The following is a 13,995-nucleotide window of genomic DNA, read 5'->3' on the forward strand; positions in this document are numbered from 1 at the left end:
GTCGCCGACCCCTCGCCCACGCGTGAACGAACGGACCCATGAACGCCGTAACCCTGCTGGACGTCCTGCTGGACGCCGCCCGCCGTGCCCCCGACCAGGTGGTCGTCCATGTCCGGGGGGACGGCGGTGAAACGCCCGTCACCTTCCGGCGGCTGCTGGAGGACTCCCTGCGGGTCGCGGGCGGTTACCGTGACGCGGGAGTCCTGCCGGGCACCTGCGTGCCGGTGGTCGCGGACCGCGGTGAGGACTTCCAGCCCCTGTTCTGGGGCGCGCTCGCGGCCGGTCTGGTGCCGGTGCCGCTGGCGCCCGACGTGCGGCGGGTCCGCCCCGTGTGGGAGCACCTCGGCCGCCCCCCGGTCGCGGTGGACGAGGCCTGCGCGGACGTGGCCGGCCGGCTCCCCGAGGACGCCCGTGTGCTGCGGCTGGAGGAGCTGAGGACGTCCTCCGCCGTCGAGTCGCCCGCCACCGCCGCCCCGGAGGACCTGGCGTTCCTGCAGTTCTCCTCCGGCAGCACCGGGGCGCCCAAGGGCGTGGAGCTGACCCACGCCGCCGTGCTGGCCAACCTCCGCCAGCTGACGGAGGCCGCCGCGCTCACCGACCGGGACGTGGTGGTCAGCTGGATGCCGTACTTCCACGACATGGGGCTCATCGGCACCCATCTGGCGCCGCTCGCCGCGCGGGCCAAGCAGGTGCGGATCGCCCCGCTGTCGTTCGCGAAGAACCCCCGGCTGTGGTTCGAGGTGGCCGCCGCGCACCGGGCCACCCTGCTGTCCGCCGCCAACTTCGCCCTGGCGCTGACCGTCCGCCGGGTCCCCGAGGAGGTGTTCGCCGGGCTCGATCTGAGCACGGTACGGCTGATCCTGGTGGGCGCCGAGCCGATCTCGCCGGCGGTGTGGCGGGACTTCACCGCCCGGACCCGGCCGTCCGGGCTCGACCCCCGGGCGGCGACGCCCGTGTACGGACTGGCCGAGGCGACCCTGGCCGTCACGTTCCCGCCGCCGGGCGAGGTGGCCGTGCCCGTGGCGCTGGAGCGTGCCGCGCTCAGCCGGGGACGGGCGGTGGAGCGGGAACCGGGCGGCGACGCCGTGGAGTTGATGGACGTGGGGCTGCCGGTGCCGGGGTGCTCGGTGCGTGTCACCGACGACCGGGGCCGTCCGCTGGGCGACCGGCGGGTGGGGCACGTCGAGGTGCGCGGTCCGCAGGTCGCCCGGGGGTACCACGGTCTGCCGGAGGCGACGGCGGCCGCCTTCGCCGACGGCTGGCTGCGCACCGGTGACCTCGGTTTCCTCCGGGACGGCCGGCTGTGCGTCAGCGGCCGGCACAAGGACGTGCTCTTCGTCAACGGCCGTACGTTCCACGCCCCGGACATGGAGGAGGTCGCGGCGGCCACGCCCGGGGTGCCGGCCGGGACGACGGCGGTGATCGGGTCCACCGACCCGGTGACCGGCGGGGAGCGGGTGGTGGTGTTCGTGGCCTGGGCCCGGCCGCCGCATGCGGCGGCCGGGGTGCTGGACCGGGTGGCGGGGCGGGTCCGGGCGGCGCTGGGCCACGACGACGTGCGGGTGTTCGCGCTGCCGCCGTCCGCCTTCCCGCGCACGACCAGCGGCAAGGTGCAGCGGCAGCGGATGCGGTCACGGTTCGAGGCGGGGGCGTACCGGCCCACGGCCGCCTCCGGGGCGGTCCCGGCGAGCCGGGAGCCGCTGCGGCCGTCCGGCGGCCCGGCGCCGGCGCCCCGCTCCCGCGCTCAGGTGCGGCGCGTGGTGCGGGAGGTCTGGGCGGAGGTGCTGGGGGTACCGGAGCCGTCGTTCGGGGACCGGGACCGGTTCGCCGAGCTGGGCGGCGGCTCGCTCAAGGCGATGGAGGCGCTCGCCGGACTGGAACGGGCGCTGGACGTGACGCTCGGGCCGGCCGTGATGCGCGACGACACGGTGGCCGCGCTCACCGACCACCTCCTGGACGCGGTGGGGCGACAGGCGTCCGAGCGCCGGGAGATCGGGGGCGGCACGCCGTCGCAGGGCACGGAGACCGCCGTGGTGGGGCTGGCCTGCCGGTTCCCCGGCGCGGGTACGCCGGAGGAGTTCTGGGAGCTGCTCACCGCCGGCCGCGACGCCGTGACGACGGTGCCCGCGGGCCGCTGGGGCACGGCCGGGGCGGAGGACGGACGGTGGGGCGCCTTCCTGGACGACCCCGCCGCCTTCGACGCCGGCCACTTCGGGATCGGTGCCGAGGAGGCGCGCGCGCTCGACCCGCAGGCACGGATCTTCCTCGAACTCGCCCACGAGGCACTGGAACGCGCCGGATACGCCGGGCCGCGCCGCCACGGCCTGCGGATCGGCGTCTTCGCCGCCGTCGGCGACAGCGGCTACCGGCAGATCCTCACCGAGGCCGCCCCCGACGGTGCGCCGCCGGCCGAGGCCGCCCTGACCGGCAACCTCCCGAACCTCGTCGCCGCCCGCGTGGCGCACTGTCTCGACCTGGACGGCCCGGCGCTGGCCGTGGACACCGCCTGTTCCTCGGGCCTGGTGGCCCTGCACCTGGCCCGGCGCAGCCTCGCGGACGGCGAGTGCGACATCGCGGTCGTCGGCGGCGTCAACCTGCATCTGACCCCGGCCGCGCACCGGTCCCTGGAGGCGGCACAGGCCCTGTCGCCGACCGGGCGCGGCCGCGCCTTCAATTCGGCGGCCGACGGGTTCGTACCGGGCGAGGGCGGGGCGGCACTCGTCGTACGACGCCTGGCGGAGGCCCACCGTGACGGTGACACGGTGCTCGCCGTCGTCCGCGGCACCGCCGTCAACAACGACGGTACGTCGCTGAGTCTGATGGCGCCCAATCCGCTGCGCCAGCGGGAGGTGATCACCCGGGCGTACGAGGGCTGCGGCGTCGACCCGGCGTCGGTGACCTACGTCGAGGCGCACGGCACGGGCACGGCCGTCGGCGACCCGATCGAACTGCGGTCCCTCACGCACGCCTTCCCGTCCCGCCCGGACGGCCGGCCCCGGCTGCTCGGCTCGGTGAAGACCAACATCGGGCATCTGCTGAACGCGGCCGCGCTGCCCTCGCTGGTGAAGGTCGTCCTGGCCCTCGGCCACGGCCGGCTGCCCGCCTCGCTGCACCACACCCCGCCCTCCCCCGCGGTGGAACGGTCCGGGTTCGCCCTGGTCACCGGGGAGACCGACTGGGAGTCGGACGGGCCGCGCAGGGCGGGCGTCAACGCCTTCGGCTTCGGCGGCACCAACGCGCACGCCGTCCTCGAGGAGGCCCCGCCCGCGCCGGTGCGCACCGCGCGCCGGGCGGCCGACGGCCCTCGTCTGCTGACCCTTTCGGCGGGCAGCGCGGAGGGGCTGGAGGCGTGGACGTCGCGGCTCGCGGAGCATCTGCGCGAGCACCCGGAACTCGACGAGGCCGACGTCTGCGCGACGGCCGGTGCGGCGCGGGACGACCGGCCCCACCGTCTCGCGCTCGTCGCCGACGGCGACCTGCGGGAACGGCTCACCGCGGCGTCCACGGCGCTTCGGGGCGCGCTCACCGGGACGGTGACGCACCGGCCCCGGACCGTCTTCGTCCTGCCCGGTCAGGGCGGCCTGCGGCCGGGTCCGGGCGCGGCGCTGTACGCCACGGCACCGGTGTACCGCGCCACGCTCGACGAGGCGTCGGCGCTCGTCGGCACGGTGCGCGGGCGGGAGCTGACGGACTGGTGCGCCGACGGCGACGTGACCGAGGACGACCTGGCCGCGACGGAGGTGGCGCAGCCGCTGCTGGTCGCGCACGGGGTCGCCCTCGCCCGGCAGTTGACCGCCTGGGGCGTACGGCCCGACGCGGTCGTCGGGCACAGCGTCGGCGAACTCGCGGCCGCCTGCGTGGGCGGGACGCTGTCCCTGCGCGAGGCGGTCACGTACGCGGCGGAACGCGGCCGGCTCATGGGCGGGTCGACCGCACCGGGCGCCATGGCGGCCGTACTGGGCGCCGAGGAACGGGAGGTGGCCGCCCTGGTGGACGCCTCCGGGGGTGCACTGGCGGTCGCGGCGTACAACGGGCCGGGGCGACTGGCGATCTCCGGCACCCCCGACGCGGTCCGCCGGGCGTCGCGGCGGCTCACCGAACAGGGCGCGGCCGTCCGTCCGTTGCGGGTGTCGCACGCCTTTCACTCCCCGCTGATGGAGCCGGTCGCGCAGGCCCTGGCGGACGCGGCGCGCGGGCTGACGCCGACGGCGCCCACGACGCCGGTGATGAGCACCCTCACCGCCGCGTGGCAGCCGCCGATGACCCCGGACCACCTGCGCGAACACGCCCTGCGCCCGGTGCGGTTCGACCGGGCGGTGGCGCGTCTGGTGGAGGAGGGCTACGACACGTTCGTGGACCTCGGTCCGACCCGGACGGTCGCGCCCACCGCCGATGCCTTCGTGCTGTCCGCGGTCGGAGCGGCGGGCGGGGCAAGGGAGTTGCTGGAGACCGTGGCGCGACTGTGGACCCGAGGCGTACCGGTGGACCGCACAGCACTCGACGAGGGCTGCCGACGGGTTCCGCTCCCGCCATACCCGTACCAGCGACGCGCCTACTGGCCCGGACCCGCACCTCAAGGCTTGCTGCACGACATCGTGTGGCGAAGCGCGCCCACTGCGGGCGCGGCGGCACCTCGTGAGCGCCGGGCCATGCAATCCCACCCCCGGCCCACTCCGACGCGCCCCGGCGTCGTGGTGACCGGTGCGGACCCGACAGCGGTACGCCGGCTGGCAGACCGACTCGCCGCCCAAGGAGCGGATGACGTCGAGACCCCGGAAACCGTGATCCTCCTCGCCGGAACAACCCGACCGCAAACGGTGACGGATCTCGAGCAGCACCAGCACAAGGCAGTCACGGCACTGCATGAAGCCCTCGCGCTGCTCGACCGCACCGGCGCCCGCCGCCTGCTGGTGGTGACCCAGGACGCACACGTCACGGGCCACGGCCCGGAACACCCGAACCCCGCCCAGGCGATCCTCGGCGGCCTGGCCCTGGCCGTCCCCGAGGAGTCGGGGGTGATCGCGAACTGGATCGACCTCTCCTCCCTCGACGACGAGGAGCAGCACCTGCGGGCACTGCTCGCCGAGGCGTCGGCGCCGCAGGCGGAGGGAGCCGTCGCCTGGCGGGCCGGGCAGCGCTCGGTGCGGGCCGTCGTGCCGCGCACCGAGGAACACACGGCCCGCACGGCCCCGTTGCCCGTCAACGGCACCTACCTCATCACGGGCGGCGCCGGAGACATCGGCTCCGCACTGGCCCGGCGCCTCGCCGACCGCGCCCGCCCCGTCCTCGTACTGGCGGGCCGGTCGTCCCACCCGCCCCAGGGCCTGCTGGAAGAACTCACCGCGCTCGGCGCCGACGCCCGCTACGTCAGGGCCGACCTCACCGTCCCCGACGACGTCGAACGGCTCGTCGCCGGGCTGCCCCCGCTGGACGCCGTCTTCCACGCGGCCGGAGTCGCCCGGCCCGGCAGTCTGCGCGGCACGGACGTGCGGGAGACGGTCGACGCGCTGGGCGCGAAGACGCTCGGCACCGTCCTGCTGGCCGGGGCGCTGGACCGGCACGGGCAGCGCCCCGGGGTGTGCGTCGCGTTCTCGTCGGTGTCGTCGGTGCTTCCCGGCCTGGCCGGCGCCCTGGGCGCGTACGCGGCGGCGAACGCCTTCCTCGACTCCTTCGCCGGCGCCGAGCGGCGGGCAGGCCGCCCGTGGCTGTCGGTGAACCTCGGCCCGTTCGGCGAGACGGGTCTCGCCGCCGGGGGCGCCGGCGGTCTCGCGACCGCCGCGGGCCGGCCGCTGGCGACGGCGCCCGCGCTGGCGGCCCTGCGGTCGGCCTGCGGCACGGACGTGGCGCAGCTGGTGCTCGCCGATCTGACACCCGTGGCGCCTCCCGCCGTGCCGGTGCCGCCGCCCACGGCCGACGAGACAGGTGGACGAACCCCGGTCTCCTCCGGTACGGCCGCCGTACTGCGGGAGCTGCTGGCGCGGTCCCTCGAGGTCCCGCCGGCGGCGGTCGACGACGACACGCCGTTCCTGGCCCTCGGCCTGGACTCGCTGGGCGCCGTCGATCTCGTCAAGCGGCTGGAGCGGGAGCTGGGGCGGTCCCTGCCCACCACGCTCTTCTTCGAGCACCGGACCGTGCGCGAACTCGCCGCCCACCTCGACGACCGGGCCCCGGACCACCCGGACGGCGAGCCCTTCACGCTGACGCCCGTCCAGCTCGCGCTGCACACCAGCAGTCTGCTCCACCCGAACGTCCCGGCGCGCGGTCATCTGCGGCTGACGGTCCGCGGCCCGCTCGACACCGGCGTCCTCGGCCGGGCGCTGGCGCACCTGGCGGAACGGCACGGCACGCTGCGGCTGCGGGTGGACACCTCGGGCGCGCGGCCGGCGCAGCGGGTGGCGCCGCCGGTTCCGGTGACGGACTGGTACGAGGTGCTCGACTGCGCCGCCGAGGACGTGGCCGGCATCGAGTCCGCCGTGTGCAACCGGCCCTTCGACCTGACGACGGGTCCGCCGGTACGCGCCGTGCTGCTCCGCCAGGAGCCGGAACTCGCCCATCTGCTGCTGGTCGTGCACCACGCGGCCGCCGACGGGTACAGCCTCAACGTCCTCGCCGAGGAACTGTGGGCCTCGTACACCGCGCTGTGGCACGGGGAGCCCGCACCGCGGCCGGTGCCGCCGGCGCCGGACTTCGCGCGGTACGCGGCGAGCACACGGCGCTCCGGCGTGCCGGACGCCGTCCGGCGCTACTGGGCGGAGCGTCTCGCCGCGCGCGGCGCGCCCCTGCGACTGCCCTACGACGGGGATCCCGACGCTCCCGCGACCGGCCCGATCGTGCAGCACCACGGCGCGTTCGACGCGGAGTCGAGTGCCGGTCTCGAACGGCTCGCCGCCGCGCACGGCGTGTCCCTGTTCCATCTGCTCCTCGCCGCGTACGCGCGCTGCCTCGCGCGGTGGACGGGGCGCCGGGACGTCGCCGTGAACGTGGCCAGGGCAGGCCGCGACGACCGCTTCGAGGGGGTGGAGCGGCTCGTCGGTCCGCTCGCCGACACCCTGCCGCTGCTGTGCGAGGTGGACGACGGGGAGCCGGTCGTGGCGCTGGCGGAGCGGTTGCGCCGCCTGTGGCTGGAGAGCGAGCGGCACGCCGGGGTGAGCAGCCTGGACCTGGCCGGAATGCTGCCCGGCGACGGTGCCGGACCCCGCACGGTGAGCCCGGCGGGCTTCAGCTTCGCCCGGTTCCCGGCCGCGGCGGCCCCCGGCTGCCCGGTGGAGGTGGGGGCGACCGCGGCCGGCACCGGATCGGCGACGACCCGGATGTCCCTGCTGTGCTGGGCGGACGGTCCGGTGCTGCGCGTGTCGTGGAACTTCCCGGCGCCGCTGTTCGAGCGGGCCACCGTGGCCCGTCTGGACCGGGAGTTCCGCGAGGAGCTGGCGGCCGCCTCGCGCACTCCCGCCGAACCGGTACCGTCCCCCCGGCCCGACGGACCCGTCCCCCTGGTCACCCGGCTGCTCGACCGGTTCCGTACGCGCTCCGGCGCGATCGCCGTCGACGCCGGGGACGCGTCCCTCACCTACGGGGCGCTCGACCGCGCCTCCGCCGCTCTCGCGGCACGGCTGCGTGCCGACGGCGTCCGTCCGGGCGACCTGGTCGGGCTGCTCACCGAGCCGGGCGCGGACACGGTGGTGGGTGTGGTGGGCATCCTGCGGGCCGGGGCCGGCTGGGTCCCGCTGGATCCGGAGCACCCCCGGGCGCGGCTGGCCGATCAGCTGACCCGTACGGGCGCCTCCACGGTGGTGTGCCACTCCCCCACCCTGCGCCTCGCCCAGGCCCTGACCGGCGTACGGACGGTGGCGGCCGACGCCCCGTCCACCGACGCCCCGTCCACCGACGACGGCCGTCCCGTCGCCGTCGCGCCGGATCCCGGGGCGGTCGCGTACGTCATCTTCACCTCCGGGTCGACGGGACGCCCGAAGGGGGTGCCGGTCACCCACCGGGCGATGGAGAACTACCTCGACTGGGCCGTCGCCACCTTCGGCTACGGCCCCGACGACCGTCTCGCGCAGACCGCGTCGCCGTGTTTCGACGCCTCGGTGCGCCAGTTGCTCGCGCCGCTGATGGTGGGCGGCACCGTGGTGACCGTGCCCAGGCACCTGCTGCGCGATCCCGAGCTGCTGCTGGCGCACGTGGAGCGGGCGCGGGTGACCGTGTGGAGTTCCGTTCCGACGCTGTGGGAGCAGCTGCTGTCCGCCGCCGAGGTACGGGCGGCGCGGGGCGTGGCGCCGGTGGACCTGTCGGCGCTGCGCTGGGTGCACGTCGGCGGTGAGGCGCTGCCCGTGGAGCATGTGCGGCGCTGGTTCGACCTGTTCGGCGGCGGCACGCGCATCGCGAACCTGTACGGGCCGACCGAGGCGACCGTCAACGCCACCTGCCACATCATCGGGGCGCGCCCGGGCGACGAGGTACGGCGGCTGCCGATCGGGCGGCCCGCGGCCGGTGCCCTGCTGGAGGTGGTCGACGCCGACGGTGCCGTGTGCGGGGCGGGCGAGGCCGGGGAGCTGCTCATCGCGGGCGTCGGTCTGACCTCCGGCTATCTGGGCGAACCGGAGCTGACCGCACGGGCGTTCACGATGCGCGGGGGGCGGCGCTGGTACCGCAGCGGGGACCGGGTGCGCCGGTCGGCGGACGGCGTCCTGGAGTTCCTGGGACGGCTCGACGACCAGGTGAAGATCCGCGGGAACCGGGTGGAGCCGGGAGAGGTGGAGGCGGCGCTGCAGACCTGTCCCGGTGTGGGGCGGGCCGTGGTGCTCGCGCACGAGGGGCGGCTGCTCGCCTTCGTCACCCCCCGGACGGGGGCCGAACCGCCGGTCGCGGGTGAGGTGCGCCGGCATGTGGCCGGGCTGCTGCCGTCGTACATGGTCCCGGCGCGGATCACGTGCGTCGACGCGCTGCCGCTGACCGGAACCGGCAAGGTGGACCGGGCGGCGCTGCTGACGGCGGACTCCGGAATCGTCTCCGGCGGTCCGGACGCGTCGTCCGGTGACGGGAGGACTCCCCCGGCCACGGCGACCGAGCGCCGGCTGGCGGCGATCTGGTGCGACGTGCTGCGGGTGACCGACGTGTGCCGGGAGGACGACTTCTTCGAACGGGGCGGCGATTCACTGCTCGTCCTGCAGGTGTTCGCCCGGCTCGCGGAGCGGGCGGGGCCGCTGCCCCGGCCGACCGTGATCTACCGTCACCGCACCCTCGCCGCGCTGGCGGAGGCCGTGGACGCCGCCGCGGAAGGGGACCCCGAGGTCGCGGACTCCGCCGCGGGAGGGGACTCCGTGGCCGCGGACGCCGCGCCCGTCCCGGCCGGTGACCAGTACCCCGGCCCGTTCCCGGTCACTCCCGGTCAGCGCGGATTCCTCCTCGCCGAGGCGCTCTCGCCGGGCGGCGGAACGTGGCTGGCGCGGCTCAGGCTGTCCGGGCCGCTGGATCCGGACCTCTTCCAGCGGGCGGTGGACGTGCTGGTGGAGCGCCACGGCATGCTGCGCACCGTCTTTCCCGCCGGTGCCCGGCCGCCCGTTCAGCAGGAGCTGCCCCGGTCGCTGCGGCTGCCGGTCGACTTCGAGACGGTCGCCGGGCCCGCCGAGGTGGACGAGCGGGCCGCGACCGAGGCGGAGCGACGCCTGGAACCCTGGGCGTGGCCGTTGATACGCCTCCGGGTGCTCACCCTGGAGCCGCGGGAACACGTCCTGCTGGTGCACGCGCACCATCTCATCGGCGACGGCTACAGCTCGGCACTGCTGATACGGGAACTCACCGAGGTGTACGACCGGTTGGCGGAAGGTGCCGTGCCCGGACCGCCCGCGCCGCGGGCCGGCTTCCGCGACCACGCCCTGGCGGCGGCCGGGTCCGGCGCCCGCGCACCGGCCACGGCGGGACACCGGGCCCGGGCCGGCCGGCTGAGCGCCCCGTACCGGCCGCCGGTGCTGCGCACCGCCGCCGTGAGCGGCGACCACCGTTTCGAGTCGGCCGGGTTCACGCTCGACGCGACACTGACGGCCGCCCTGCGCGAGGTCGCCTCGGCCGCGCGGACCACGCTGTACGCCCCGCTGCTGACCGCCTACTACCAGGAGCTGACGGCGGTGACGGGCCGGCCGGATCTGGTCGTGGGCCTGGCGGTCAGCGGCCGGGACGGCGCGCTGCCCGACGCGCACCGGATCTTCGGGCCGTTCGCCGGCGCCGTACCCGTGCGGCCGGCCGGTGCGGCCGACGCGCCCCTGACGGACGGGGAGTCCGGTGACGCGCTGCGCCGGATCGTGGCGGAGGCGGAGGAGGCGCGCGCCCACGAGGACGTCGTTCCCCGGCGCGCCGACGGTCTGCCCGTGACGTCGCAGTTCTTCTTCACCTACCTCGACTTCGCCGCGCTGGCCCCGCGGGGCGACGGCGCGCTGCGGGTGTCGTGGGAGGCGGCGGACAGCATGTTCCTGCCGCCGTCGTCGGCGACGGACCTGTTCATGGCGGTACGGCCGGACGGTGACGAGCTGCGGGTCACGGTCCGGGGCAACGCCGCCGCGTTCTCGCCGGCCGCGCTCGACGGCTTCGTCCGCTCGGTGCGCGCCCGTCTGGTGCGGGCGGCCGGGAACCGCCGGGTCGTGGTGCCCCCGCCGAGGAAGCGGCGGGGGACGATGGACGCGGCTCTCGTCGGCTATCTGCCGGCGCCGGAGCACCTCGCACGACTGGCCGGCCTGCCCGAGGCGGCGCTGCCCCGGGCCGAGGTGCGCGACCTGCTGTTCCCCGACGGCGGGCCGAGGCTGCTGGAAACGGTGCGCACGCCGCTGGGCCGGTCGGGTTTCGTGTGCGTGCCGCTGTTCGCCGACGAACTCGGGCGGGGGGCCTCCCTGGTGGACCACACCGCTCGCGCGGTGTCGCTGGCCGCCTCCCTGGGCGCGCGCTGTGTGTCCCTCGCCGGGATGATCCCGTCGCTGACCGGATACGGCTTCGACGTGCTGCGGCACCGGCAGTACCCGTCGGCGGTGACGACGGGGCACGCGGCGACGGTGGTGTCGGTGGTCAAGACGGTGCACGCGGCGCTGGACGCGACCGGCCGGGACCTCGCGGACCTGGAGGTGGCGTTCGCCGGGCTGGGTTCGATCGGTGCGTCCTCGCTCGAGCTGCTGCTGTCGCTGGCCGCCCGCCCGCCCCGGCGTCTGCTGCTGTGCGATGTGCGCGGCAGCGGGCCACGGCTGCGGGAACTCGGCCGTCGGCTGCGGGAGCGCGGGCTGGCCGGCGAGGTGGAGGTCGCCGAGGCGCAGCGGATGCTGCCGGACGCCGTGCACGCCGCGGATCTGCTGGTGACGGCGGTGAGCGGGGCGACGGCGGTGCTCGACGTCGACCGGCTCCGGCCCGGTGCCGTCGTGGTCGACGATTCCTTCCCGCACTGCTTCGACACCGGACGGGCCCTGGCCCGTATGCGGGAACGGGGCGACGTCCTGGTCGTGGGCGGCGGGCTGCTGCACGTCGGCCACACCGGCCGGGAGGTCGCCGCCGACCTCCCGGACGCGGCGGCGGCCGGCTACCTCGCCCAGCCCTGGATCGAGGGGACCCTGGCCTCCTGCCGCACCGAGTCCCTGCTGCGCGCCTCGGACGACCGGCTGCCGCTGGTGCACGGCCTGGTGGACGCGGCGGTGGCGCGGGCCCACTGGGACGCCGTGGAGGAGGCCGGGGTCACGGCGGCACCGCTGCACCTGCTCGGTCACACCGTCGACCCGGCACCGGGCGCCGGTCTGTCCGAGCCGCCGTCAGATACCGAACTCCGCCGGTGACAGGCCGAGGGCCGAGCAGGCGTCGCGCACGGCGTACTGCTCGGCCGGCTCGAAGCTGCCGTCGGCCCCGGCGACGACCATGCCGGTCTGGACGACGGCCCGGGCCTCGGCCGGCTTCTTCGCCGCCTTGGCGATGTCCTCCAGCGCCCGGGCCTTGCCCAGCTCGAAGTTGGCCGTGAGCCGGTCCACGTGCTCGTTGAACCGCTTGCGGAGCTGGTCCGCCGGGAAGTTCTGCAACACCTCGTTGGAGACGATCAGTTCCTCCACGCGCTGCCGCTCGGCCGGGTCGACGCGTCCGTCGGCCGCGGCGACCAGCGCGCACATCGCCATGCTGGCGTCCCGGTAGGCGCCGCTCTTGAGCTCCGCCTTGGCCGACGCGAGCTGGGACTTGAACAACCCCATCAGCTGGGCCTTGGAGCCGCCGCCCGAGGAGGAACCGCCCGAGGAGGAACCGTGCCCGTGCTGCTGTCCGCCTCCCGCCCGTGCGCCCTGGGACTGCTGGAGGGCCCTGGCCTGTTCCTTGAGCCGGTCAAACATCGCCACTTGGTGCCACCTCTTCTGTCGCTGTCACGGTCCGTCCGGTCAAACGGACGCGGCCCCGACCATGTTCCCGGACGGCAAAAGAAAAGCAAAGCCGATCCGGAAGCATTCCGAAAGTTTCGCCGTCACAGGACCCGCAGTTCAGCCGCAGGAGCGTGCTCGGCGGCGGCTCGGTCTCCATGGCGCTGTCCTCCGGCGGCAGTTACAGCACCCGGTGGAGCAACACCGGCACCTTCGTCTGCGGCAAGGGCTGGAGCAACGGCGGACGGCGGACGGTGCGGTGCTCGGGCAGCTTCACCTACTGCATGATCCTCACGACCGAGGGCCACCAGAGCAGCGGAAACCCGAACATCTCGGTCAGCGGCTGAACAGATCACAGGTTTGGCCACCCGCAGGACGGGTGAGGCGGCGGGGATGTCGTCGCCCCACATCCCCGCCGTCACACCCCGTACCGGGGACACCACCGCGCCACAGCCGACCCGCACGGCCGACGCGAGCGGGACGGAGCGACAGCGGGCGCCCGCCGGACAGGACGACGCGTCCCGGCGGGCGCCGCGGCGTGACGCCTTCTTCGACAACGCCAAGTACCTGGCGATCGTGCTGGTCGCGGTGGGGCACGCCTGGGAGCCGCTGCGCGACGGCAGCCGGGCCGTCAGCGCGCTGTACATGCTCGTCTACGCGTTCCACATGCCCGCGTTCATCGTCCTCGCGGGCTACCACTCGCGCGGCTTCGACGGCAGCCCGGAGCGCGTCAAGCGCCTGGTCACCGGCGTCGCCCTGCCGTACCTCGTGTTCGAGACGGCGTACACCTTCTTCACCCGGTGGACGGACGGCGTCCCCGACCGGCCGGTCACGCTGCTGGAGCCGCTGTACCTGACGTGGTTCCTGGCCGCGTTGTTCGTGTGGCGGCTCACCACGCCGCTGTGGAAGCTCGTGCGGTGGCCGGTTCCCGTCGCGCTCGTCGTCGCCATGCTGGCGACGGTCTCACCGTCGCTCGGCGAGGACCTCGACATGCAGCGCACCTTGCAGTTCCTGCCGTACTTCGTGCTCGGTCTCGTCCTGCGGCCCGAGCACTTCCGGGCGGTGCGCCGCCGCCGGGTGCGGATGCTGGCCGTACCGGTGTTCGCCGGCGCGCTGACCGTGGCGTACTGGGCGGTCCCGCGGGTGACGTCCGCCTGGCTCTACCACCGTGACAGTGCGCAGGAACTGTCCGCCCCGGCGTGGTACGGCCCCGCCGTGACCCTGGTCCTGTTCGGCTGCTCGCTGCTCCTCGTCGCCTGCTTCCTCGCCTGGGTGCCGGGGCGGCGGACCTGGTTCACGACGCTGGGCGCGGCCACGATGTACGGCTATCTGCTGCACGGTTTCGTCGCGCAGGTCAGCAAGTACTGGGGCTGGTACGACCCGGACTGGCTGTACCGCCCGCTCGGCGAGGTCACGGTCACCCTGGTCGCCGCCGTGGTCGTGACGGCGTTGTGCACACCGCCGGTGCGACGGGTCTTCCGCTGGGCGGTGGAGCCGAGGCCCGCCTGGGCGTTCAGGCGCTGACCGGACCGGATACCTCCTTTCCCTGATCGTTCACGGCTGCTCCCCCCGCGTTCATCCGCGCCGCCCAGGATGCGCCATGGGCATGCCCGCATCAGCCGGTGTGCCC

3 protein-coding genes and 1 pseudogene are annotated in these 13,995 nt (G+C 75.5%); 3 read left to right on the forward strand and 1 reads right to left on the reverse strand.

Annotated elements, in window-relative coordinates; genetic code table 11:
• The first annotated feature begins 38 nt into the window (after positions 1–38).
• Positions 39–11,804 (forward strand): non-ribosomal peptide synthetase/type I polyketide synthase, encoded by an 11,766-nt coding sequence (locus KUM38_RS26360; RefSeq protein WP_217132494.1) that lies wholly within the window; start codon positions 39–41, stop codon positions 11,802–11,804.
• Here the strand turns inward: KUM38_RS26360 and KUM38_RS26365 are convergent.
• The gene (locus KUM38_RS26365; RefSeq protein ID WP_217132495.1) at positions 11,781–12,347 is read right to left on the reverse strand and encodes a tellurite resistance TerB family protein; all 567 of its coding nucleotides are present in this window, start codon (positions 12,345–12,347) and stop codon (positions 11,781–11,783) included. The two genes, KUM38_RS26360 and KUM38_RS26365, sit on opposite strands and share 24 nt — an antisense overlap.
• Before the next feature lie 158 nt (positions 12,348–12,505).
• Here KUM38_RS26365 and KUM38_RS42190 point away from each other — a divergent pair.
• A pseudogene (locus KUM38_RS42190) lies at positions 12,506–12,640 on the forward strand (glycoside hydrolase family 11 protein); the annotation flags it as partial.
• A 118-nt stretch (positions 12,641–12,758) separates the two neighbouring features.
• On the forward strand, positions 12,759–13,889 hold the full coding sequence (locus tag KUM38_RS26375; RefSeq protein WP_254397734.1) for an acyltransferase family protein: 1,131 nt from the start codon (positions 12,759–12,761) through the stop codon (positions 13,887–13,889).
• Positions 13,890–13,995 lie beyond the last annotated feature (106 nt).

It is taken from the genome of Streptomyces sp. AC558_RSS880, assembly GCF_019049255.1.
GTDB lineage: Bacteria > Actinomycetota > Actinomycetes > Streptomycetales > Streptomycetaceae > Streptomyces.